The sequence below is a fragment of the Pseudomonas sp. D1-36 genome (assembly GCF_051132205.1).
In the GTDB taxonomy this organism is placed as follows: Bacteria; Pseudomonadota; Gammaproteobacteria; order Pseudomonadales; family Pseudomonadaceae; genus Aquipseudomonas.
Window position 1 is genome coordinate 3,157,340 of the sequence record NZ_CP071674.1, and the last position, 23,300, is coordinate 3,180,639.

General features: G+C 61.5%; 18 protein-coding genes. 11 read left to right on the top strand and 7 right to left on the bottom strand.

Going from position 1 to position 23,300, the window contains the following annotated elements:
• Positions 1 to 4 precede the first annotated feature (4 nt).
• Positions 5 to 637 carry a response regulator gene (locus tag J3P76_RS13955; protein ID WP_434700856.1) on the top strand — a complete coding sequence of 211 codons (633 nt, stop codon included), beginning with the start codon at positions 5 to 7 and terminating at the stop codon, positions 635 to 637.
• On the opposite strand, the gene J3P76_RS13960 is transcribed toward J3P76_RS13955, so the two are convergent.
• Both J3P76_RS13960 and J3P76_RS13965 read right to left on the bottom strand, forming a co-directional pair.
• Entirely contained in the window at positions 624 to 1,496 is an 873-nt protein-coding gene (locus tag J3P76_RS13960) for an SDR family oxidoreductase (RefSeq protein ID WP_434700857.1), read from the bottom strand. The genes J3P76_RS13955 and J3P76_RS13960 overlap by 14 nt on opposite strands.
• A gap of 58 nt (positions 1,497 to 1,554) precedes the next feature.
• Positions 1,555 to 2,784 carry an arabinose transporter gene (locus J3P76_RS13965; RefSeq protein WP_434700858.1) on the bottom strand — a complete coding sequence of 410 codons (1,230 nt, stop codon included), beginning with the start codon at positions 2,782 to 2,784 and terminating at the stop codon, positions 1,555 to 1,557.
• A gap of 143 nt (positions 2,785 to 2,927) precedes the next feature.
• Between J3P76_RS13965 and J3P76_RS13970 the strand changes: the two genes are divergently transcribed.
• The 4 genes from J3P76_RS13970 to J3P76_RS13985 all read left to right on the top strand — a co-directional run bounded on the left by J3P76_RS13970 (position 2,928) and on the right by J3P76_RS13985 (position 7,140).
• Positions 2,928 to 3,575 carry a TetR family transcriptional regulator gene (locus J3P76_RS13970; protein WP_420766632.1) on the top strand — a complete coding sequence of 216 codons (648 nt, stop codon included), beginning with the start codon at positions 2,928 to 2,930 and terminating at the stop codon, positions 3,573 to 3,575.
• Positions 3,576 to 3,665: 90 nt separating this feature from the next.
• Positions 3,666 to 4,457 carry a transporter substrate-binding domain-containing protein gene (locus J3P76_RS13975; protein ID WP_434611168.1) on the top strand — a complete coding sequence of 264 codons (792 nt, stop codon included), beginning with the start codon at positions 3,666 to 3,668 and terminating at the stop codon, positions 4,455 to 4,457.
• A gap of 89 nt (positions 4,458 to 4,546) precedes the next feature.
• Positions 4,547 to 6,424, top strand: coding sequence for a DUF294 nucleotidyltransferase-like domain-containing protein (locus J3P76_RS13980; RefSeq protein WP_434700859.1), 1,878 nt, complete (start codon positions 4,547 to 4,549; stop codon positions 6,422 to 6,424).
• On the top strand, positions 6,421 to 7,140 hold the full coding sequence (locus J3P76_RS13985) for a 3'-5' exonuclease (protein ID WP_434611166.1): 720 nt from the start codon (positions 6,421 to 6,423) through the stop codon (positions 7,138 to 7,140). Before J3P76_RS13980 ends, J3P76_RS13985 begins: the two co-directional genes overlap by 4 nt.
• A gap of 39 nt (positions 7,141 to 7,179) precedes the next feature.
• Here J3P76_RS13985 and J3P76_RS13990 read toward each other — a convergent pair whose 3' ends face one another.
• From J3P76_RS13990 to J3P76_RS14005, 4 genes are all read right to left on the bottom strand, one after another.
• A complete protein-coding gene (locus J3P76_RS13990) occupies positions 7,180 to 8,850 on the bottom strand; it encodes a BCCT family transporter (RefSeq protein WP_434611164.1) in 1,671 nt (556 codons plus the stop codon).
• A 283-nt stretch (positions 8,851 to 9,133) separates the two neighbouring features.
• Positions 9,134 to 10,153, bottom strand: coding sequence for a TRAP transporter substrate-binding protein (locus J3P76_RS13995; RefSeq protein WP_420766518.1), 1,020 nt, complete (start codon positions 10,151 to 10,153; stop codon positions 9,134 to 9,136).
• 52 nt (positions 10,154 to 10,205) lie between these two features.
• Positions 10,206 to 11,486: a TRAP transporter large permease subunit gene (locus J3P76_RS14000; protein ID WP_420766519.1), complete on the bottom strand. Its 1,281-nt coding sequence runs from the start codon at positions 11,484 to 11,486 to the stop codon at positions 10,206 to 10,208.
• Positions 11,483 to 12,028, bottom strand: a complete 546-nt coding sequence (locus J3P76_RS14005) for a TRAP transporter small permease (RefSeq protein ID WP_434611162.1) — start codon at positions 12,026 to 12,028, stop codon at positions 11,483 to 11,485. Before J3P76_RS14005 ends, J3P76_RS14000 begins: the two co-directional genes overlap by 4 nt.
• 505 nt (positions 12,029 to 12,533) lie before the next feature.
• Between J3P76_RS14005 and J3P76_RS14010 the strand changes: the two genes are divergently transcribed.
• Positions 12,534 to 12,830, top strand: coding sequence for a phage infection protein (locus J3P76_RS14010; RefSeq protein ID WP_434700860.1), 297 nt, complete (start codon positions 12,534 to 12,536; stop codon positions 12,828 to 12,830).
• A 228-nt stretch (positions 12,831 to 13,058) separates the two neighbouring features.
• On the opposite strand, the gene J3P76_RS14015 is transcribed toward J3P76_RS14010, so the two are convergent.
• A complete protein-coding gene (locus tag J3P76_RS14015) occupies positions 13,059 to 17,927 on the bottom strand; it encodes an NAD-glutamate dehydrogenase (RefSeq protein ID WP_420766522.1) in 4,869 nt (1,622 codons plus the stop codon).
• A gap of 476 nt (positions 17,928 to 18,403) precedes the next feature.
• On the opposite strand from J3P76_RS14015, the gene J3P76_RS14020 reads away from it, so the two are divergent.
• From J3P76_RS14020 to J3P76_RS14040, 5 genes are all read left to right on the top strand, one after another.
• Positions 18,404 to 18,757: a hypothetical protein gene (locus J3P76_RS14020; protein ID WP_434611154.1), complete on the top strand. Its 354-nt coding sequence runs from the start codon at positions 18,404 to 18,406 to the stop codon at positions 18,755 to 18,757.
• Between the two features lie 221 nt (positions 18,758 to 18,978).
• The gene (locus J3P76_RS14025) at positions 18,979 to 20,004 is read left to right on the top strand and encodes a LacI family DNA-binding transcriptional regulator (RefSeq protein WP_434628493.1); all 1,026 of its coding nucleotides are present in this window, start codon (positions 18,979 to 18,981) and stop codon (positions 20,002 to 20,004) included.
• A gap of 157 nt (positions 20,005 to 20,161) precedes the next feature.
• Positions 20,162 to 20,944, top strand: a complete 783-nt coding sequence (locus J3P76_RS14030; RefSeq protein ID WP_434611148.1) for a sugar phosphate isomerase/epimerase family protein — start codon at positions 20,162 to 20,164, stop codon at positions 20,942 to 20,944.
• Positions 20,937 to 21,947, top strand: a complete 1,011-nt coding sequence (locus J3P76_RS14035; protein ID WP_434563784.1) for a sugar kinase — start codon at positions 20,937 to 20,939, stop codon at positions 21,945 to 21,947. The genes J3P76_RS14030 and J3P76_RS14035 overlap by 8 nt, the downstream gene beginning before the upstream one ends.
• Positions 21,948 to 22,002: 55 nt before the next feature.
• Positions 22,003 to 23,298, top strand: coding sequence for an MFS transporter (locus J3P76_RS14040; RefSeq protein WP_434611145.1), 1,296 nt, complete (start codon positions 22,003 to 22,005; stop codon positions 23,296 to 23,298).
• Positions 23,299 to 23,300 lie beyond the last annotated feature (2 nt).

Sequence of the window (23,300 nt, forward strand, 5' to 3'; positions counted from 1 at the left end):
GCCGATGACCCTGTCTCCAGCCATACGCGTCGCCCTGGTCGACGATCATTCCCTGGTCCGGGACGGCATCCGCGCCCTGCTGTCCGTCATGCCCCGGCTGGATGTGGTTGGCGAAGCGGAGAATGGTGTACAGGCCATCGAAATGGTCGAACGCTGCCAGCCGGATCTCCTGTTGATGGACATCGGCCTCAAGGACATGAACGGCCTTGAGCTGACCCGGCTGCTGGGCAGGCAGCACCCAGGCTTGAAGATCCTGGTCCTGAGCATGTATGACAATCATGAGTACGTCAGCGAATCCGTGCGCGCCGGCGCCAGCGGCTATGTCCTGAAGAACTCGCCGTCGAAGGAAATCATCGCCGCCATCGAGGCCATCATCAACGGCGGCACCTTCTACAGCGCCGAGATCGCCCAGCGCCTCGCCACCGACCCACACACCGACAGCGAGCTGACGCCGCGCGAGACCCAGGTGCTGAAGAAAATGGTCCAGGGCTTCAACAACAAGGAAATGGCCCGCGAGCTGGACATCAGCGTCCGCACCGTCGAAACCCACCGCCTGAGCATTCGCCGAAAGCTCAACATCGACAAGCCCGCGGCCCTGGTGAAATACGCGATCGACCACGGGATCATTCCGCGCTGATGTAGTAACCAGGATGTTCAAGATCATCCAACAACCCCGGCCCGCTCGGCACCCAACCCAACAAACCGCGGGTGTACTCACTGGACACCGCCATGTTCGCGCCCGCCATGTGAGCGAACCAGCCAAAATGCTCGCGCTCTCGGGACTCGACCGGCACTCCCAGGCCACGTCCTATCGCCTGGGCAATGTCCTTGAAGGGTACAGCTTCGTCGGTGACGGCGTGGTAGACGGACTGGGTCACGCCCTGCTCAAGCGCCAATCGATAGACCCGTGCCGCATCCAGTCGATGCACGCCCGACCAGCAATGGTTACCGTCGCCGAGATAAGCCGATACGCCCTGCTCACGGGCCAGGCGAATCAGGATCGGTACGAATCCATAGTCGCCGACGCCATGGACCGATGGCGCCAACCGAACCGTCGCCACGCGCACACCACGCTCGGTCAGATCCCGAGCCGTGGCTTCGGACTTGCGAGGCGAGGCCGGGCTGACCACTTCCAGCTCACTGGCGCCCCGGGTCAATCCGAACAAGCCCGAGGTCACCAATAGAGGTCGCTCGGAGCCTTGCAACGCGCCGCCCAGTGCCATAATCGCACGACGGTCTTGCTCGGCATTTTCGGCAAATCGTGAAAAATCATGATTAAAAGCGGTGTGAATAACCGCATCCGCCGCCGACGCTGCATGATGCAGGACATCCAGATCATCCAACGTCCCTTGAATTACTCTCGCGCCGGTGGCGGCGAGCGCGGCAACCTTTTCTTCGCAACGAGCCAGGCCGGTAACTTGATGCCCGGCGCCGAGCAAATCCTGCACCACGGCCGACCCAACCCAGCCCGTGGCACCGGTAACGAATACGTGCATGAGCAACGCTCCTGTCTGGAAAAGCGAGATAGAAAGTCTTCTATAACCTGAACAAGGCTCAGGATTTGTATTGAACTTGTATTTCCCGACTTCGGAGCAACATCAAGGCCACCCCGAACGACAACGCAACCGCAACAGCACCACCCAGGTAAACCGCCTCGATGCCCCAACCACTGGCCAGCACACCAGCCAGCGGGCTGGTCATGCCCAGGGAAATATCGAGGAAGGCAACATAGGCGCCCATGGCGAGGCCACGTGACTGCGGCGGAGCACGCCGCACTGCTTCCACGCCAAAACCGGGAAACGCCAGGGAATAACCGAAGCCGGTAAACGCGGCGCCGAGATAGGCGATGAATGCCGTATCGGCGCCCCAGATGAGCAGCAGCCCAACGGCCTCGATCACGACGCAGACCAATGCGACACGCGCGCCACCGATCTTGTCCGGAAGATGCCCGAACAACAGCCGCGCGCCGATGAAGGCCAGACCGAACGCCGTGAACGCGAGCGAAGCGTTGCCCCAATCCCTGGCCGCGAATAACAAGGCAATGAACGCTGTCACGACACCAAAGCCGACGCTGCAAAACGCCAGGCCCATGCCGGGAACCCATACCGCGCCGAACATCTTGTAGAACGGTGTGCGCCGGGTCGCCGTAGGGGCTACGCCGCGGACGCCGGCGACAACCGCCAAGGCCAACAGCGCAATAAACGCCGACGCCACAACGATGCCCATGAATCCCCAACCCGAATCGAGCGCCACGCCAAGCGGGGCGCCCAGGGCGAACGCGCCATACATGGCAATGCCATTCCAGGCCATGACCTTGCCGGCATGCTGCCCCCCTACAAGACCGATGCCCCACCCCAACGCCCCAGTGACGATCAGGCTTTCACCGATCGCCAGCAGCACGCGACCGCCTACTAACAGCCAGACCGACAACACCGGCGTAGCGACGAACGCCAGGGACAGCAGATAGACCAAAGCGGAAACCGCCGCAGTCACCAGCCCGACCATGACCGCGCGCTTGCCGCCGCGCAGGTCGGCGAAATTGCCGGCCCAGGATCGCGACAGCAGCGCCGCGGCGAACTGTGCACCCACTACCAGGCCAATCACCAACGTGCCCATCCCCAGCGTGTCGTGCAAATGAAGCGGCAAAACTGGCAGTTGCATGCCGATGGTGAGAAAGCCAATGAACACGGTCAACGTGAGCGGCAACAACTTGAATACCGGATTGGTATCGACGGCTGCCGGGGGCGCCACAGAGGCACCCGGATGAATATTTTCTTGAGTCATAACCCTACCCATGGAAAGGGACGCGAAGTCAAGTGGAATGCCGCTTGCGCAGCCGCCTAAAATGCGATCAATTAGTCGCATTCAAGATACGAATAATCCGTCGTATTTCCTATTCGCATTCCTTTTCCAAGGCCGATGCCGCCATGTCCGATCGCCCAAGCCCGCAGATTTCCTCACGCAAGCAGCCAAAACAGGCACGGTCCACCGAGCTTGTGGCGGCAGTCCTGGAAGCGGCTGTTCAGGTTTTGGCGAGTCAGGGCGCCCAACGCTTCACCGTTGCCCGCGTTGCCGAGCGAGCGGGTGTGAGCGTCGGATCGGTGTATCAGTACTTTCCGAACAAGGCAGCGATCCTGTTTCGGCTGCAAAGTGATGAATGGCGGCAGACCAGCGATATGTTGCGAGACATTCTGGAAGATCCCTCCACACCGCCCCTCTCGCGGTTACGAACCCTTGTGCAGGCGTTCATCCAGTCCGAGTGCGACGAAGCGCAGATTCGCGTCGCGCTCAACGACGCTGCGCCACTTTATCGGGATGCGCCTGAGCACCAGGCGGCACGTACTTCAGTGCAGGCATCGGTGGATGCGTTCATGCAGCAAGTGCTGCCGGACGCGAGTATGCAAACCCGCGCCCTGGCCGGTGAGCTGATCATCGCCACCCTCAGCTCCGTGGGGAAACGGTTTTCGGCAACGCCTCGCGTTCGGCAAGAAGTCCAGAGCTATGCCGATGCCATGGCAGATATGTTCTGCGCCTACCTGAAAAACCTCCAGGCGTGCGAGAGCACGGCAGGCTGAGCATTCGCGTCGACGTTCCAGTGACAGCCCGCCGGCAGTTTTACTACACTCCCCCGTCTTGTCCCCTTCCCTTGCGAGGCGTCCCATCCCATGAAAATCATAACAAGCACGATGACGCTCTTTGGCCTGTTGGCATTCTGCGGCAGCGCCCTGGCCGAACCAACGGCTTCGCATCTGGACAAAGTGATCCAGCAAGGTGAACTGCGCGTGTGCACCACCGGCGACTACAAGCCCTACACCTACAAGGCCGAATCGGGGGAATACGAAGGCATCGACATCGACATGGCCCGCTCGCTGGCCGCCAGCCTGGGCGTCAAGGCGCAATGGGTCCAGACCACTTGGAAAACGTTGATGCCCGACATGCTGGCGGGCAAGTGCGACATCGGGATGGGCGGGATTTCGGTGACCCTGGAACGACAGAAGAAAGCCTATTTCAGCAACACCCTGGACGTGGATGGCAAGATCCCGCTGGTGCGTTGCGAAGACCAGTCGCGCTACCAGACCATCGAGCAGATGAACCAGCCTTCGGTGCGCCTCGTCGAGCCGGCCGGTGGCACCAACGAAGCCTTCGTGCGGGCATTCCTGCCCAAGGGCCAGCTCGCCTTCCATGACAACGTGACGATCTTCCAGGAGCTGTTGGACAAACGCGCCGACGTCATGATCACCGATGCCTCGGAAGCGCTCTACCAGCAGAAACTCAAGCCGGGCCTGTGCGCCGTCAACCCTACCCGCTACCTGCAATATGGCGAGAAAGCCTATCTGCTGCCCCGTGACGACAACACCTGGAAGATGTACGTCGACCAGTGGTTGCACCTGAGCAAGGCCAACGGCAGCTATCAGAAAGTCATCGGGCAGTGGCTGGCCGTGCCTCAAGCTCAATAACGAACCGGTGGCCGTACACGCTCCCAGGTTTGTGTGCGGCGCCATGGTCTGGCATGTTGGGCCTTCAAACAGAACTGTCACGAGGCCCCATGCAGATCGAATTACTGGAAATCAGTGAGCACCTTCATCGTTTTCCGCCATTCGATGCCCTTCCTCAGGAGACCCTGGAGGAAATTGCCCGGCGCGTCGAAGTCGCGTATTTCAAGGCCTCAAGCCCGATCCTCGAAGCAGGTGCGGCCATTCATGACCTGCACTACGTACGCAGCGGCGCGGTCGAGATCTATCGGCGAAGCGGCGAACTGTACAACCGGCTGGTCGAGGGCGATATCTTTGGCCAGGCGGGCTTGCTGCGCAGCAACCGGGTGCGCTTCCCGGCCAAGGCCTTGGAAGACAGCCTGATCTATTTCATTCCGGCGGATGTATTCGCCCAGTTATGCGAGCGGCACGACAGTTTCGCCGACTTTGTCGAAGCCGAGGGGCATTCCAGGCTCAAGTCAGCCGTCGAGGCCCAAGGCCGTGCGAGCGAGCTGATCCAGCTCAAGTCCCGTGCATTGATTTCCCGGGATCTGGTCTGGGTTACGCCGCAAACCAGCGTCCGGGAAGCCGCACAGTTGATGACCGAACGAAGCGTTTCCTGTGTCGTGGTCCTTGAGCCAGCCGGGAAACATCCCGAGCAGATGCTCGGCATCGTGACCGACCGGGACTTGCGCACCCGCGTTGTGGCCGCCAACCGCAGCGGCGAAACCACCATCGGCGAAGTGATGTCGATCAACCCGGTGGCCATCCAGGCCGATGACTCGTTGTTCGAGGCGATGCTGTGCATGCTCAGGAGCAACATCCATCACCTTCCGGTGATGCACAAGGGCCGCACGCTGGGCTTGATCAATCTGTCGGACATCATCCGACACGAGTCTCAGAGCAGCCTGTACCTGGTAAACAGTATTTCCAACCAGACCAGTGTCGAGGGTCTTCGCTCATTGCTGCGCGACCTACGCGGGACCTACATACGCATGGTCCGCGACGGCGCGACCGCCCACATGATCGGCAGCGCCATCTCGGGCATTGGTCGTGCCTTCACCCAGCGCCTGCTTGAACTGGCCGAACGCGAACTGGGACCACCACCGGTTCCGTATTGCTTCATGGTGCTGGGCTCGATGGCCCGTGACGAACAATTGCTTGTCACCGACCAGGACAACGCCCTGGTGCTGGACGATCGTTTCGACCCAGCGCTGCATGACGATTACTTTCGCAAGCTGGCTGCGTTCGTCAGCGACGGGCTCGCCCAATGCGGCTACAGCTACTGCAAGGGCGGGATCATGGCGACCAACGTCCAGTGGCGCCAGCCATTGCGAGTGTGGCGTGGCTATTTCAGCCAGTGGATCGAGAAACCGAACGCCGCCACCCTGCTCAACAGCTGCATCTTTTTTGACTTGGACGGGGTCTATGGCGCGCTGGACATGGTCGAATCGCTCAAGACGCTTTGCGCGCAGAAGTCCAGGGATACTCCGGCTTTCCTGGCGGCGATGGCGCGCAACGCATTGAATCGCACGCCGCCCCTGGGTTTCTTTCGCACATTTGTCATGGAAACGGATGGGGAACAAAAACAGATCATCAACCTCAAGGGCCGTGGCACGGCACCCCTCACCGACCTGATCCGCATCCACGCGCTGGCGTGTGGCACCACGGCGCAAAATTCATTCGATCGGCTCGATGCCATCGGCCAAACGCAATGGGTACCACCCGAGGCCATCGAGCATCTGCGCTACGCATTGGAGTTCCTGTCGATGGTGCGCATACGGCACCAGGTCGATGCCATCGAACAGGGTCGCAAACCGGATAATTACATCGAGCCCGAGCGCTTCTCAACCGCTGAGCGGCACAACCTCAAGGAAGCCTTCCAGGTGTTGAGCAATGCCCAGAAATTCCTGCGTTTCCGCTATCCCGGTCACGCCCGGCCATCCCGATGAACGCCCCACGAGTAGCGACCGAACGGACGATGCCGGACTGGGCGGCGCGCTTCGAACAACTGGCGCGACAAGCACGCCATCCCCTGCTGCAGCGTTTCTACCAGACAGGGGTGATCGACGGCCAGACCGCGCTGGAACAAGTGGAATTGCTGGCCATGGATTTGGAAACCACTGGTTTGAACGCCCGCAGCGACAGCATCGTCAGCATCGGCCTGATGCCTTTTACCCTCAAGCGAATACGTTGCGGCGAAGCCCTGTACTGGGTCATCAAACCTTCCACGCTGACCCATGAGTCGGTGACATTCCATCGCATTACCCATGCCGACATCCGTCATGCCCCTCGATTCCCCGACATCATGGACAACCTGCTGGAAGCATTGGCGGGGCGAATCATGGTGGTGCATTACCGGGCCATCGAGCGCGACTTTCTGGACGAGGCGTTTCGGCGTCACCTTGGAGAGGGCCTGCAGTTTCCGGTCATTGACACGATGCAGCTGGAGGCATGGCGGGTCAGGGGTCGGCGCCGTTGGCTGGACCGGCTGTTGCGGCGGCCACCGGCCTCCATCCGGCTGGCCGATACGCGTCTGCGTTATCGACTGCCCACCTATCACGCCCACCATGCATTGACCGATGCACTGGCCACGGCCGAGCTGTTGCAAGCGCAGGTAGCCACCCATTACAGCCCGTCCGTGGCGGTCGGGCAGCTCTGGGATTGAACGCTGGGGCGCGCCTCGCCCCAGCCAATCTTCAGGCGATCAGGATCGCGGTTCTGACATCAATCCCTTCACCAGGGAAATACAGCCCAGCAGCAGAACGATGGCAAAGGGAAGCCCGGTCGAAACCGCCATGGCCTGCAAGGCGACCAGCCCCCCACCCAACAGCAGCGCAATCGCGATCACGCCCTCGATGACCGCCCAGAAAACCCGTTGGGGCACAGGCGCATCGACCTTGCCGCCGGCCGTGATGGTGTCGATTACCAGCGAGCCGGAGTCCGACGAAGTGATGAAGAACACGATCACCAGCACGATGCCCAGCAACGAGGAAATTTCCTTGAGGGGCAGCGCCTCCAGCATCGCGAACAGCTTGAGTTCCAACACTGCATCCTTTACCCCACTCAATCCCTGCAAGGTGGCCTGGTCGATGGCCGTCCCGCCAAAAGTGGTCATCCATAGCACCGACACCAGCGAAGGCACCAGCAAGACAGAAATCAGAAATTCCCGGACGGTCCGGCCCCGGCTGACCCGCGCAATGAACATGCCTACAAAGGGCGACCAGCTGATCCACCAGGCCCAGTAGAACGCTGTCCAGCCCTGGGTGAACTCGGCGTCCGTACGGCCGAAAGGATTGGACAATGCGGGCAGGTATTCAGCGTAGGTCACCACGTTCTTGAAGAAGCCGGTAAGAATGGCCAAGGTGGGACCGACGACGATGATGAAGAGCAGCAACAGGAGCGCCAGGCCCATATTAATTTCCGAGAGCAGCTTGACGCCCTTCTCCAGCCCGGCCAGAACCGACCACAGGGCAATCAGCGTGATACCGATGATCAGTACCACTTTGCTGACGTTGGACGATGGAATGCCGAACAGATGTTCAATCCCCGCCGCGGCCTGCTCGGCACCGATGCCCAGCGAGGTCGCCAGCCCGAACAGCGTCGCGAACACCGCCAGGATATCGATGATATGCCCTGGCCAGCCCCAGACGCGCTCCCCCAGCAACGGATAGAAAATCGAGCGAATCGACAGCGGCAAGCCTTTGTTGAACGAGAACAGGGCCAAGGACAACGCCACGATGGCGTAGATGGCCCAGGGATGCAGACCCCAGTGAAAAATCGTCGCAGCCATCGCCAGGTCCGCAGCGCCTTTCATATCGCCCGCTGCGCCATCGAGGGGGGCCCAGTCCGTGCGTACCCCGCTGGGATCGAGCGTCACGCCCCCCATCGCGGCGGCATAATGCGACATGGGCTCCGCTACGCCGTAGAACATGAGCCCGATGCCCATCCCGGCGGCGAACAACATGGAGAACCAACCCACATAGGTATGATCGGGCGTGGCATCGCGACCGCCCAATCGCACCTTGCCCAGTGGCGAAACGATCAACGCCAGGCACAACAGAACGAAAATATTGCCTGCGCTCATGAAGAACCAGGCCAGGTGCCGGGTCAGCCATCCGCGCATGGCGCTGAAAAGCGGCTCGACTTCATTTTGCAGCGCCAGCGTCACGATGACGAACAACAAAACGGTGGCGGCAGAGATGAGGAAAACCTTGCCATGGATGTCCAGGGAGAAAGAAAACTCACCGCGGAAATTGTCCTGTCCGATGACGTAGTCTGTTTCGATGAGATTTGCCTCGCCGCTAGGGGCAGGTATCCCCTCCGTACCGGGCGTCTGGGATTTTCCTGATAGATCGTCTACAGGATCTTTACCCACGTGAACCTCCTTTGATTATGCAACACGCACGCGCGCGTGATGGTCTGAAAAGCCCCGCTGTTCCAAGTGAAAACGAGAGTAAGTGCCATAGCCTAACAAGTCTGGAGGCATGCCTGTGACATCGACCGGCCATGACTGTTCCACAAACGACATCAGGTTGGGCCTACGAGACGCCGCCACCGTACTGGTTGCGCATCGAAGTCATCCGCCCCAGGCAAAACGAAGGGCGCCGGGACAGTGTCCGGGCGCCCTTCGTATGGACCGTCCGTGGGGGTGCTTCAACTCACTGCGCGGCACGCACCTTGTTGATTTCGTCGTACATCATTTTCACCAGATCCCCGTCCAACGACTTGGCGAACTTGTCGACGACTGGCTTCACGCGCTCGCGAAAGCGGTCTTTCTCGGCCGGGGTGATTTCATTGACGGTCATCGCACCGGCCAGCGTCGCCTTGGCCTTTTCCATGCTCGTCTCGGTGACTTCACGCTGGAAGGTCTGCGCCTCGGCTGCGGCTGCGCGAATCATTGCCTTTTCGTCGTCGTTGAGGCGGTTCCAGGTTTTCTGGCTGATGATCAACGACTGCGGGTTGAAGATGTGGCCGGTGACGGAAAGATATTTCTGCACCTCGTAGAACTTGTTGCCCTCGATCACCGTGAACGGGTTTTCCTGGCCGTCGATGGTGTGCTGCTCAAGGCCCGTGTACACCTCGGGGAACGCCATCGGCACCGGGTTGGCGCCCAGGGCTGAGAAGGTTTCCAGGTAGATCGGTGACTGGATGACGCGCAGCTTCAAGCCCTGCAGGTCTTCGAGCTTGGTCACCGGGTGCTTGCTGTTGGTCAGGTTACGGAACCCCAGGTCCCAATAACCCAGCCCTACCAGCCCCTTGCTGTCCAGCTGTGCCGCCAGTTTCTGCCCGACCGGCCCATCGATGACGGCATGGGCCTCCTTGACGTCGTTGAACAGGAAGGGGAAATCGAGCATGGCGTAATCCGGTGCCTGGGCGGCCAGGATGCCGGAGTTGAGCACGGTGATGTCCAAGGTGCCGCCCTGCAATGCCGACACCGTTTGTACGTCGCCGCCCAGGGTTCCGCCAGGGAACAGGCGGACCTTTATCTTGCCGCCGCTCTTTTCACTGAGCAGGTCGGCGAACTTCTGCGCGCCCTGGCCCTGGGGATGTTCCTTGACGTTCTGGAACGCGAATCGCAAGGTCCGCTCACGGATCTCGTCCGCGTGGCTGGCCACGCCGGTCAGCAGCAAGCCCGTCGCGCACGCCCCGGCCAGCAAGGTTTTCATCAGTTTTCCCATGTCACTCTCCGATCGTTATTGTTTTTAAAGGTCGAGCCAGCGAGCACCGGTGTCAGCCGGTGAAGAATTTCAACGGTCCCAGTACCAGTTGCGGAAACAGCACCAACAGCAACAGCACCACAAATTGCGCAATCATGAACGGCCAGACCCCCCGGACTATTTCCTCGAACTCCAGCTTCGCCACGCTGCAGACCACGTTCAGCACCGTGCCCACGGGCGGCGTGATCAACCCAATCGCAGTGTTGATCAGAAACAGCACGCCGAAATACACCGGGTCGATCCCCGCCTGGATCACCGCTGGCATCAATACCGGCGTCAGGATGAGGATGGTCGGGGTCATGTCCATCACCGTACCGACCAGGATGATCAACGCCATCATCACCAGCAGCAGGAGCGTCTGGTTGTCCATGAACGGCGCGAGCAGTTCCGCCAGCTGGCCCGGCAGGTCGGCGATGGTCACCAGCCACGATGAAACCATGGCCGCTGCCACCAGCAGCATCACCACCGAGGTGGTCCTGGCCGAAGACAGGATCACTTCGTACAGCTGGCTGATCTTCATCTCCCGGTAGATCACCAGGGACACGAACAGCGAATAGACTGCCGCGACCACTGCTGCCTCCGTTGGCGTGAAGATGCCGAACTTGAGGCCCAGGATGATGATCAACGGCAAGCCCATCGCCCAACTGCCATCGAGCAACGTGCGTAGTACCTCGGCTCGGGAACGCTTGGGCGCCGTCTCGACGTTCTCGCGCCGGGAGATCAACCACCAGGCGATGGCCAGCCCGACGCCGAGCATCAGCCCCGGCACGATACCGGCCAGGAACAGCTTGGAAATCGACACGCCGGACGCCACGCCAAAAACGATGAAGCCGATGCTGGGCGGAATCACTGGCGCAATGGTGCTGCCGGCGGCGATCAGCCCGGCCGAACGTCCCCGGTTGTGCCCCGCCAACACCATCATCGGCACCAGCAACGCCGCCAACGCCGCCGCATCGGCCACCGCCGAACCGGAAAGCGAGGCCAGCAGGCAGGAGGCAATGATCGCGACGTAACCCAGGCCGCCGCGCTTATGCCCAACCAGCGCCATGGCAATGTTGACGATGCGCTTGGATAACCCGCCGACATTCATGACTTCGCCGGCCAGCATGAAGAACGGCACGGCCATCAGCGGAAAGCTGTCGGCGCCATTGAGCAAATTCTGCGCAATGATCTGCGCGTCGAACAAGTCCAGGTAAAACATCAACGCGACGCTGACCACCAGCAAGGCAAAGGCAATCGGGATACCCAACGCCATGCTGCCCAGCAGCGACCCGAGGAAAATAGCCAACGTCATGGGCGGGTACTCTTGAGGGTGTCAGGGTTGAGGCCGGCGGCTTCGCTTTCCTCGACTGACAAAGGATCGTCATCCCGCAGTTTGCCGAACAGTGTCAGGTACAGTTCGTACAGCAGGATCGCCGTGGCGCTGACCCCGAACACCAGCCCGGCGGCGTAGAACAGCGCCATCGAAAGGCCCGAAGCCGGCGCGACCACGTTGAGGTTGATCACCGCCTGCTGCCAACTGCCGCTGACGATCAGTCCGCAAATGTAGAGCATCAGCAGATGCCCGATGACCAGGCAGGCACGCTTGCCTGCTGGCGGCAAGCGCTTGACCAGGCTGTTCATGCCCAGGTGCGCGCGGTCCTTGAGCGCCACGAGGGCACCTAGAAAAATCATCCAGACGAAGAACCAGCGCGACAGTTCCTCCGACACACTGATGCCGGAGTTGAAGGCATAGCGCAGCACTACATTGCCGAACACCAGCACGATCATCGCGACCATGCACAGCACGATCAGCAACTTGAGCAGCTTGAAATACAGATCGACGACTTTTGTCATCTTGAACACCTCCAGGTTGATCCAGACACCGGCCGTGTAGCCGGCGACAGGGCGAGCGCTATCGGATCGACGCTGGAATATTCCGGAAAGCACCGCAAAGGGAGGTACGCAATGAGGACAAGTTCGGTTGACGGGCACGCATGAGGGGATCCTCTGTTTTTATTATGGCCTCGCCTGGACATGGCAAGGCTGGGTGACCGCTAAAATGTACTACCCAGTTAATCCGGTCAATAACCTTGCTTGACCGGTTGACCGATCCAGGCGGAACTACCGTGCGATTATCGGTCACCGTTGCGAGGCGCCCCGCAGCCTCCCGGTTGGGCGAGGGATTTTCCGAAGGCGTTTTGTATCGGTCTGTATAGGAGCAGCCGATTGATACGAATCCGCCGATTTCGGTCCTTTGCGGCACACATCCTCGATACACCCGGGCGCTTAACTGCACACACCGGACAGCAGCACACACCCGCTGCACTGGCCCACTCAATCAAGCGCAAGGAGAACTACCATGATCAACTTCTCGAAACTCTCGTCCCTGGCAATCGCCCTGACCCTGGTTGGCGGCGTCGGCCTATCGAACATCGCCGCGGCCGAAAGCGCACCGTCGTCTTACGAACAGGCTGCACATCAGTTGGCCGAAGGTGGATCGGATCGCCTGATCGAGAATCGCGTAGCCGAAGGCGGCTCCGATCGCCTGATCGAGAATCGCGTAGCCGAAGGCGGCTCCGATCGCTTGATCGAGAATCGCGTAGCCGAAGGCGGGGCTGATCGGTTGCAGGAGCTGCGTGAACGCAGCCCTGTCTGAGAGCGCTTTTCTGTGGCGAGGGGATTTATCCCCGCTGGGCTGCGCAGCAGCCCTAAAGCCTTCGCCTCTGTCTTACAGGCCCACCGAGCTGCCTGATTTGGGTCTGCTGCGCAGCCCAGCGGGGATAAATCCCCTCGCCACAAGAGCTTTCTGGCCTTCATGGGCTGGAACATCACCCATAAAAAAGCCCCGCATCTCTCGATGCGGGGCTTTTTATTCAACGGTGAATCAGTTGGCCGTCACGACCGCCTGACCACTCAGCGCCAGGTCCAGCAGCTCGCGGTTGGCCACCGCATACATGGCGTAGTCGGTGCCGCTGGCGGCACGGATGTCCACCAGCATGGCGCGCCAGCGCTCGACCATTTCACGATGCTGCTCGAGCCACAGCGCCAGGCGGGTTTCCACGTCCTGGCTACCGTCACCTTCCTGCAGGACCGAGATGGTGATCGCCCGTTGCTGCCAGTCGATGTCATCGCGGAACGCTTCACGGGCCAGGGCCTGCCAGTTGTTTTCAACCGGCAAGGCACTGATTTGCTGCAGGTACCAGGTGATGTCAAGCGCGCTGCCCACGGCGAAGTAAGCCTTGGCCACGTCGGCGGCGTTCTGGCCGGTGACGTCGGACGCCTCGATGATCGGCAACAAGGTGTACAGGTGCGTAGTACCGGCAACCATGCGCGCCAGCAGTTCCGGCACGCCGGCCGCCACGTAGGCCTGGTAGCGAGTCTGCCAACCTTCGCGGGTCGGGCCTTCCAACAGTTCGTCGAGCTTGAGGCCCAACGCCGCCAGGTGCGGACCGAAGTGAGCGACGTCACGGGCAGCGTTCTGCTCGTTGCGGCGGCTGCGCAGGAACCAACGCGTGGCGCGACGACCCAGGCGCATCAGCTCATCCATCAGCTCCAGCTGCACGTCGGCGGAAACCTGGTGGTCCAGGGCTTCGATCTGGCGGAACCAGTGTGGGAGATGGAAGATATCCCGCACGATCACATAAGCACCCGCCACGTTCGCCGGGCTCATGCCCGTCGACTCTTTCAACCGCTGGACGAAGGTGATGCCCATGTGGTTGACCAGGTCGTTGGCGATCTGGGTGCTGACAATCTCGCGCTTCAGGCGATGGCGACGCATGGCCTCGGAGAACTTGCTCACCAGCGTTGGCGGGAAAGCCGTCTCCATGTCACGGGTCAGGTAATCGTCGTCCGGCACCAGGGAGTTGAGCAGCGCTTCCTTGAGGTCGATCTTGCTGTAGGAGATCAGCACCGACAGTTCGGCACGGGTCAGGCCGTGGCCCGCCGCGACACGTTCGGCCAGTTGTTCTTCGGTCGGCAGGAACTCGATGGCGCGGTCCAGCTTGCCACGGGCTTCCAGGTCGTTCATCAAGCGCTTGTACTCGGCGATCCGCACGAAGGCGCGGCGTGCCGCCAGGGACAAGGCCTGGGTCTGCTTGTAGTTGTTGCCCAACACCAGGCCACCGACTTCGTCGGTCATGCTCGCCAGCAACTGGTTGCGCTGCTTGTCGGTCATGTCGCCGGCCTGCACCACTTCGTTGAGCAGGATCTTGATGTTCACTTCGTGGTCGGAGCAGTCCACGCCACCGGCGTTGTCGATGAAGTCGGTGTTGGTGGCGCCGCCATTGAGGCCGAACTCGACGCGACCCAGTTGGGTCATGCCCAGGTTACCGCCCTCTCCCACCACCTTGCAGCGCAATTCGTTGCCGTTCACGCGCAGTGCATCGTTGGCCTTGTCGCCGACATCGGCGTGGCTTTCGGTGCTGGCCTTGACGTAAGTGCCGATACCGCCGTTCCACAACAGGTCCACCGGCGCCTTGAGTAAGGCGTTCAGCAGTTCGGTCGGGGTCAGTTTGTCGGCCTTGATGTCGAAGCGCTCTTTCATCTGCGGCGAGATCGCGATGCTCTTCGCGCTGCGCGAGAAGATGCCGCCGCCCTCGGACATGATGCTGGTGTCGTAGTCGGTCCAGGCCGAACGCGGCAGCTCGAACAGACGCTTGCGTTCGGCAAAGCTGCTGGCAGGCTCTGGGTTCGGGTCGATGAAGATGTGCAGGTGGTTGAAGGCCGCGACCAGTTGCAGCTTGTCGGACATCAACAAGCCGTTGCCGAACACGTCGCCGGCCATGTCGCCGACGCCCACCACGGTGATGCTGTCTTGCTGGACGTTGATGCCGCGCTCGCGGAAGTGGCGCTGCACGCCGACCCACGCGCCCTTGGCGGTGATGCCCATTTTCTTGTGGTCGTAGCCGGCCGAACCGCCGGAGGCGAACGCATCGCCCAACCAGAAGCCGTAGTCGATGGCGATGCCGTTGGCGATGTCGGAGAAGGTCGCGGTGCCCTTGTCCGCCGCGACCACCAGGTACGGGTCATCGTCGTCATGCCGCACAACGTTGGCCGGCGGTACCAGCGCGCCGTCCTTCAGGTTGTCGGTGATGTCCAACAGACCCGAAATGAAGATGCGGTAGCAGGCGATGCCCTCGGCCGCGATCTCGTCCCGGCTGCCGCCCAATGGCAGGCGACGCGGCAGGAAACCGCCCTTGGCGCCCACCGGCACGATCACCGAGTTCTTCACTTGCTGGGCTTTTACCAGGCCCAGCACTTCGGTGCGGTAGTCTTCTTCACGATCCGACCAGCGCAGACCGCCACGGGCAACGTTGCCGAAGCGCAGGTGCACGCCTTCGACCCGTGGCGAGTAGACGAAGATTTCGAACTTCGGCACCGGCTTCGGCAGTTCCGGAATCAGGTGCGGGTTGAACTTGAAGCTGAAGTACGACTTGTTCTGGCCGTTGGCGTCGGTCTGGTAGAAGTTGGTCCGCAAGGTGGCCTTGATCAGGTCCAGATAGCGACGCAGGATGCGGTCTTCGTTGAGTACCTGCACCTCGTCCAGGGCCGAGAGGATCGCTTGCTCCAGACGCAGTTGCTTGTCTTCCAGGTCGTCGCCGCTGAGCTTGCGCGCCAGGTAGAAACGGGTCTTGAACAACCGGGTCAATTCGCGAGCGATGTCGGTGTGGTTATTCAGGGTACTGGCGATGTAGCCGAGGTCGAAGCCCAGGCGGATCTGTTTCAGGTAGCGGGCGTAGGCACGTAGCAACGCCACGTCGCGCCATGGCAGGCCGGCGGTCAGCACCAGGCGGTTGAACGCATCGTTCTCGGCATCACCACGCACGATGTGGACGAACGCGTCCTGCAAGGTGTCGTTGAGTTGCTGGATGTCGAGGTCCAGGCCTTCGGCGGCGGTGAAGGCGAAATCATGGATCCAGAACTCGCGGCCATTGGTGTGGCGCAGGCGGTACGGGAACTCGCCCAGCACGCGCAGGCCGAGGTTTTCCAGGATCGGCAGCACGTCGGACAACGCCAACGGCGTGTCGGCGTGATACAGCTTGCAATGCAGCTCACGCTGGCCGGAGACCTGGCCCAACGGTTGGTAGAAGCTCATCACCAGCGGGTTGGTTTCACTCAGGCTCAGCAGGTGTTGCATGTCCACCACGGCGGAGTGCGCGGCAAAGCGCTCGCGGTAGCCGGCCGGGAAGCCTTTCGGGAAATCCGACAGCACGTTGGTGCCCTGGGCTTCGCCGAAGCTCTCGATGACCAGGCTGGCGTAGTCGTCCTTCCAACTGCGGCAGGCCTGCACGACTTCTTTTTCCAGCAGCAGCGGGTCGATGTCGATGCGGTTCTTCGGATCGACGCGCAGGATTAACTGCACACGGGCCAACACGGATTCGGAGAAGAAGGTCCAGAACTCGCAGTCCGAGGCTTTCAGGCGATCCATCAGCACTTGCTGGATCTTCTGGCGAACTTCGGTGGAGTAGATGTCACGGGGCACGTAGGCCAGGCAGTAGCAGAAACGGCCGTACGGGTCCTTGCGCAGGAACACGCGAATCTTGTTGCGTTCCTGGATCTGCACGATCGACATGACGGTGCTGAACAGCTCGTCCACCGGGGTCTGGAACAGGTCGTCGCGGGGCAGCACTTCAACCACCTGGGCCAGTTCCTTGCCCAGGTGCGCCTTGGCCTGGAAGCCCGAGCGACGTTCGATTTCTTCGACCTTGCGGCGGATGTACGGAATGACCCGCACGCTCTCGCCATACACCGAGGAGGTGTAAAGGCCCATGAAGCGGCATTCCTTGACGACCTTGCCGTTGGCGTCGATCTCGCGGATCGATACGTAGTCCGGGTAGGCCGGACGGTGTACGCGGCTCGGGTGCGCGGCCTTGGCGAACGACAGCAGGGTCGGTTCGCGCAGGTAGTTGACGGCGTAGTCTTCGATGCGCAGGTCTTCGGCGGTCAGGCCGGCGCGCAGCAATTTGGTCAGGCCGAGGAAGGACTCGGGGTCGTACTCGATGTGACCGCCATCGGCTTCGTCGCGAACCACGAACTCTTCATAGCCCAGGAACGTGAAGTGGTTACCCACCAACCATTCCAGGAAGCTCTTGATCTCGGCCTTTTCGTCGGCGTCGGTGGCGTAGGCGCTGTTGTCCAGGCTCGCGAGGATTTCCTGCACCTTGGCTTTCATCGGCTCGAAATCAGCCACGGCGACGCGCACTTCGCCCAGCACCTGCTCAAGCTCCTTGCTCAGGACGTTGAGTTCGGCGGCGTTGGCGCAGCGGTCGATTTCCAGGTACATCAGCGACTCTTGCAGCACGTCGTCGCCCTGGGTGCCCTTCGGCAGGATCTCCAGCAACTCGCCCTTGCTGCCGCGACGCACGCTCAGGACGGTGGTTTGCAGGGTATGGATGCTGTAGCCGCGACGGTTCAGCTCGGTGCGGACCGAATCCACCAGGAACGGCAGGTCATGGTGCAGCACTTCGACGGCGGTGTGGGTCGATTGCCAGCCGTGGCGTTCGTAATCGGGGTTATAGACGCGCACCTGCGGTTGCGCGTGGTCGAAGCGCTCAAGCAGGCGCCAAGCGGACAGGGTGCAGCCGGCGAGGTCGGACAACCGGCGCTGGGTGAGTTCATCGAGGGAAATGATGCCGAAAAATTGTTCAGCGAACAGCGCCACTTGTGGCAGTGCCTGTTCACTGATGTGCTGCGCCAGTGCCGCTTGCAGTTGATGCTGGAAGTCGGCTTTGCTGGCTGCGGTGAAGAACGCCATCTGTGGTACTCCGCTTGGGCTTGTTATTGATGAAAGCGTCGCGTGCAGCCCCTTTCGGGGCCGTCGGCCATCCCGTTCCTGATTCTCGGGCAGAGGAAACAGGATGACAGGTGGGTGAAGCTGGACGCGACCCGCAGGTCACATCCTTTTCTCACCTAATTGCAACGTAATGACCACCTGCAAAAAACACTCCGCGATGCTCTTTGCAGGTACACATCCGTTGCGCAGCTTAACGAGTGCGACAACGTGCCTGCTTGCAGCGCTGCGACATATTCGGTCATCGGCTAGCTCCCCCGCTCGCCAGGCATCGAACAACCCTAGGCTGTGTATGAAATGTGCGCGAGCACATTTCATACAGACCCTAGCAGTCCCAGGGCCAAACGGCACCCTGCGGTGGTAATCCAGCAGAAATTCGCCGGGACTGGCAGAATCCCGTTTTTGCCCCCGCAAGGCTCATCGGAGCCAGGAGCCTTCCCATGCAAATGACCACCGCCCTGCTGATCGCCAACCCATGCGATGACGAAGAAGACAACATGGCCATGCTCTGCTGCCACAGCGCCCAGGGCGAAATGTTCCTGATGACGCGCTATCCGGACGAAGACGAACTGGAGATAACCCTGGACGGCGAGCCCTCGACGCTGGACGGCGTCAAGGTCATCCTCAGCCCGACCCTGCTGAAAATCGAAATCGCCGCGACGGACGCCGATGCGCTCAATGGCGATGATGTGCTGGAAATAACCTTCGATCCCAAGGTGACGGACGTGGCGGAAGTGGAGCTGACCTTGCAGAACATCCTCAGGGGCACGGGGACCTATATAAGCCAGCTCTGACTTCCAGGCGAGCGCTCCTCTGTGGCGAGGGAGCTTGCTCCCGCTCGACTGCGCAGCAGTCGCAAGGCGGCCTATGTAGTTTGTTCTTTACATCGCGGCGAGTGGTGCGAAGCACCGTCGGTCGTACCTGTGACGCGCCGCCCTTGACGACCGAATGAGTTCTGGTGTTTCCTGAAACCGGTTTCAGAGCCTCAATAAATCTAAAAAGCAGGTTTCAATCCGTGAATTCTTTCTCCGCCGCCCAGCGCAGCCGCGTGACCATGCTCGACGTCGCCGAACGCGCTGGGGTCTCCAAGGCCAGTGTCTCGCGTTTCATTGGCGAGGACCGCGCCCTGCTCTCGGAAGCCATCGCCCGGCGCATCGAGCAGGCGATCAGCGAGCTGGGCTACCGGCCGAACCAGATGGCCCGCGGCCTCAAGCGCGGGCGCACGCGCCTGATCGGCATGCTCGTGGCCGATATCCGCAACCCCTATTCGATTGCCGTGATGCATGGCGTGGAAACCGCCTGCCGGCGCCACGGCTACAGCCTGGTGGTGTGCAACACCGACCGCGACGATGAGCAGGAGCGCCAACACCTGGCGCTGCTGCGCGCCTATAACGTCGAAGGGCTGATTGTGAACACGCTGGGTCATCACCGCGATGAGCTGGTCGAACTGCGCAGCGAGATGCCCATGGTGCTGGTGGATCGCAAGGTCGATCGACTCGAAGCCGACCTCGTCGGGCTGGACAACCCGGCCGCCGTCGAGATGGCCCTCGATCACCTCGAACAGCGCGGCTACCGCGACCTGCTGTTGGTCACCGAGCCGTACGATGGCACCAGTTCGCGGATCGAGCGGGTCGACAGTTTCAAGGCCAGCATCGAGCGACGCCCTGCCCTGGCCGGCGCCGTGGTGGAAACCTGCGATCAACTGCTCCCGCGCATCAAGACCTTTCTCGCCCAGCCGGACCGTGGCCCCAAGGCGTTGTTTTGCGCTAACGGTATCGCCGCGCTGGCTGCGACCCAGGCATTACGCGATTTGGGTTGCCACTTGTTCGACGATATCGGTTTGATCGCCCTCGATGACCTGGACTGGTATCCGTTGGTGGGCAGCGGCATTACCGCCCTCGCCCAACCCACCGCTGAAATCGGCGCCCGCGCGTTCGAATGCCTGCTCAAGCGCCTGCGCGGCGATAACGGGCCGGTGCAGACCCTGGATTTCTCGGCGCGGTTGATTGAGCGTGGGTCGACGCTTGGAGTTTTTCGGTGATCGGGCTGGCCCCATCGCGAGCAGGCTCGCTCCCACACTGGACTTGCGTCGCACTGAAGATCCCTTGTGGGAGGGAGCCTGCTCGCGATGAGGCCCTCAAACACATTCCATAATTTTTTTGACCAAAACTGAAACCGGTTTCAGAGGTACAACAACAATGACCAAACCAGCCGTTTCCATCAGCCTCTCCAGTTACGGCGCCGACCTCGTGCGCCAGCATGGTCAAGGCAGCTTCATCGCCCTGCTGGCCGCCGCCGGCGCGTCGCGCATCGAATGGCGCGAAGAGCTGCTCACTACCGAACAACCCGCCGAACTGGCCGCTGGGGCGCGGGCCCAGGGGTTGGAAAGTATCTTTTCATCGCCGATCGAACTCTGGCTCCCCGGCCAGCCCAGGCCCAATCCCGCCCTGGCGTCCACCCTGCAACGTTGCGAAGCGTTCGGCTCGGCTTGGCTGAAGGTTTCCCTCGGCCACTTCACTGACTCCCACGACGTATCAGCCCTGGCGGATGCCCTATCGGCAAGCCCGGTGCAACTGCTGGTGGAAAACGACCAGACCTTGCAAGGCGGGCGGATCGAGCCCTTGCAACGCTTCTTCGCGGCGGTGGAAGAACGCGGGGTACCCATCGGCATGACCTTCGACATCGGCAACTGGCAATGGCAGGACCAATCAGCCACCGTGGCCGCCCTGCAACTCGGACGGCACGTGGCATATGTGCATTGCAAGGCCGTGGCCCGACGCGCCGATGGCAAGCTGGTCGCGGTGCCGCCAGCCGCGACCGACCTGCACCTGTGGGAGCAATTGCTCAAGCACATGCCGGTCGGCGTGATGCGCGCCGCCGAGTACCCGCTAGAAGGCGATGACCTGCTGCAACTGACCGCTGAACATGTCGCCACCCTGTCCCGCCTGGGGCAATCGCGCCGGGAGGCCGCTCATGTCTGAGATCGATGTGCTGTCGTTCGGTGAAACCATGGCCATGCTGGTGGCCGACGAGACCGGCGACCTGGCGGCCGTCAACCAGTTCCACAAACGCATCGCCGGGGCCGACAGCAATGTGGCCATCGGCTTGGCGCGGCTGGGTTTTCAAGTCGCGTGGCTCAGTCGGGTCGGCGCCGACTCCCTGGGCCGTTTCGTGGTGCAGACGCTGGAAAAGGAAGGCCTGGATTGCCGTCACGTGGCGGTTGATCCGGCGCACCCCACCGGGTTCCAGCTCAAGTCCCGTACCGACGATGGCAGCGACCCGCAAGTCGAATACTTCCGGCGTGGTTCGGCGGCCAGTCACTTGTCCGTGGACTCCATCGCACCGCCATTGCTCGCCGCCCGTCATTTGCATGCCACCGGTATCGTGCCAGCGCTGTCTGTGACTGCACGGGCAATGTCCTTCGAATTGATGACCCGCATGCGCGAGGCCGGCCGCAGCCTGTCGTTCGACCCCAACCTGCGCCCGAGCCTGTGGTCCAGCGAAGCGACGATGATCAGCGAGATCAATCGCCACGCCGCCCTCGCCCACTGGGTCTTGCCCGGCCTCGGTGAAGGTCGGTTGCTGACCGGTTTTGACGACCCGGCCGACATCGCCGCGTTCTACCTGGACCAGGGCGCCGAAGCCGTGGTGATCAAGCTCGGCCCGGACGGCGCTTATTACCGCACCTCGCGTGACCAGGGATTCATCGCCGGCGTGCCGGTGGCCCGGGTGGTGGACACCGTGGGCGCCGGGGATGGCTTCGCCGTCGGCCTGATCAGCGCATTGCTCGAAGGCCGCGACATCACCGAGGCGGTACGGCGGGCGAACTGGATTGGCAGCCGCGCGGTGCAGAACCGTGGAGACATGGAAGGGCTGCCGACGCGCCTGGAATTGTCGGCTGAATTTGAAACCGCCCATCGCGAGCAAGCTCGCTCCCACAAAGATTCGAGTTACCCCTGTGGAAGCGAGCTCGCTCGCGATTGAATCCACCGCTAAACGCACCTGCTGCATAAAAACAACAAGCTCAGGAGTCAACGACATGCAAACGCTCAACCTCGCCACCCGCCGCTGGTGGTACATCATGCCCATCGTCTTCATCACCTACAGTCTGGCCTACCTGGACCGGGCCAACTATGGTTTCGCCGCGGCTTCGGGCATGGCCGAAGACTTGATGATCACGCCAGGGCTGTCCTCGTTGCTCGGCGCGCTGTTTTTCCTCGGCTATTTTTTCTTCCAGGTCCCTGGGGCGATCTACGCGCAGAAGCACAGCGTGAAGAAGTTGATCTTCGTCAGCCTGATCCTCTGGGGCTCGCTGGCGACCCTCACGGGCGTGGTCTCCAATGCGTATTGGCTGATCGTGATCCGCTTCATGCTCGGCGTGGTGGAAGCCGCCGTGATGCCGGCGATGCTGGTCTATCTCTGCCATTGGTTCACCCGGGCCGAACGCTCGCGGGCCAACACCTTCCTGATCCTTGGCAACCCGGTCACCATGCTGTGGATGTCGGTGGTCTCGGGGTACCTCGTCGAGCAATTCGACTGGCGCTGGATGTTCATCATCGAGGGCCTGCCGGCGGTGCTCTGGGCTTTTGTCTGGTGGCGCCTGGCCGATGATCGTCCAGCCCAGGCCAAGTGGCTCAGCGAGCAGGAGAAGAAGAACCTGGAAAGCGTGCTGGCCGCCGAGCAGGTCGGTATCAAGGCCGTGAAGAACTATGCCGAGGCCTTCCGCTCGCCGAAAGTGATCATCCTGGCGTTGCAGTTTTTTTTCTGGAGCATTGGCGTCTACGGGTTCGTGCTGTGGTTGCCGTCGATCCTCAAGGCAGGCCTGAAGATGAACATGGTCGAGGCGGGATGGCTGTCATCGCTGCCTTATCTGGCGGCAGTGATCGCCATGCTGATCGTGTCCTGGGCGTCGGACAAGGTCCAGAAACGCAAGCGTTTCGTCTGGCCGCCGCTGCTGATCGCCTCCATCGCGTTTTACGCCTCCTATCTGCTCGGAGCTGAACACTTCTGGTGGTCCTATGCCTTGCTGGTGATTGCCGGCGCCTGCATGTACGCGCCCTACGGGCCGTTTTTCGCCATCGTTCCGGAGATTCTCCCGGCCAATGTCGCGGGTGGCGCCATGGCGCTGATCAACAGCATGGGCGCGCTGGGTTCGTTCGGCGGCTCCTATCTGGTGGGCTACCTCAACGGTTCCACCGGCTCCACCGGCATGTCCTTTCTGTTGATGAGCGGCGCGCTGCTGCTGTCGGTGTTGCTGACCCTTGCCCTCAAACCCGGCGCCAGCGACCGGGTCGTGACCAAAACCGCGACGCCCCATCCGGCGCCTGTCCGTTAACG

Bases quoted from the DNA above. Each gene is read 5' to 3' on its own strand.
- J3P76_RS13955 (WP_434700856.1), top strand. From the start codon at position 5: ATGACCCTGTCTCCAGCCATACGCGTCGCCCTGGTCGACGATCATTCC.
- J3P76_RS13960 (WP_434700857.1), bottom strand. From the start codon at position 1,496: ATGCACGTATTCGTTACCGGTGCCACGGGCTGGGTTGGGTCGGCCGTG.
- J3P76_RS13965 (WP_434700858.1), bottom strand. From the start codon at position 2,784: ATGACTCAAGAAAATATTCATCCGGGTGCCTCTGTGGCGCCCCCGGCA.
- J3P76_RS13970 (WP_420766632.1), top strand. From the start codon at position 2,928: ATGTCCGATCGCCCAAGCCCGCAGATTTCCTCACGCAAGCAGCCAAAA.
- J3P76_RS13975 (WP_434611168.1), top strand. From the start codon at position 3,666: ATGAAAATCATAACAAGCACGATGACGCTCTTTGGCCTGTTGGCATTC.
- J3P76_RS13980 (WP_434700859.1), top strand. From the start codon at position 4,547: ATGCAGATCGAATTACTGGAAATCAGTGAGCACCTTCATCGTTTTCCG.
- J3P76_RS13985 (WP_434611166.1), top strand. From the start codon at position 6,421: ATGAACGCCCCACGAGTAGCGACCGAACGGACGATGCCGGACTGGGCG.
- J3P76_RS13995 (WP_420766518.1), bottom strand. From the start codon at position 10,153: ATGGGAAAACTGATGAAAACCTTGCTGGCCGGGGCGTGCGCGACGGGC.
- J3P76_RS14000 (WP_420766519.1), bottom strand. From the start codon at position 11,486: ATGACGTTGGCTATTTTCCTCGGGTCGCTGCTGGGCAGCATGGCGTTG.
- J3P76_RS14005 (WP_434611162.1), bottom strand. From the start codon at position 12,028: ATGACAAAAGTCGTCGATCTGTATTTCAAGCTGCTCAAGTTGCTGATC.
- J3P76_RS14010 (WP_434700860.1), top strand. From the start codon at position 12,534: ATGATCAACTTCTCGAAACTCTCGTCCCTGGCAATCGCCCTGACCCTG.
- J3P76_RS14015 (WP_420766522.1), bottom strand. From the start codon at position 17,927: ATGGCGTTCTTCACCGCAGCCAGCAAAGCCGACTTCCAGCATCAACTG.
- J3P76_RS14020 (WP_434611154.1), top strand. From the start codon at position 18,404: ATGCAAATGACCACCGCCCTGCTGATCGCCAACCCATGCGATGACGAA.
- J3P76_RS14030 (WP_434611148.1), top strand. From the start codon at position 20,162: ATGACCAAACCAGCCGTTTCCATCAGCCTCTCCAGTTACGGCGCCGAC.
- J3P76_RS14035 (WP_434563784.1), top strand. From the start codon at position 20,937: ATGTCTGAGATCGATGTGCTGTCGTTCGGTGAAACCATGGCCATGCTG.
- J3P76_RS14040 (WP_434611145.1), top strand. From the start codon at position 22,003: ATGCAAACGCTCAACCTCGCCACCCGCCGCTGGTGGTACATCATGCCC.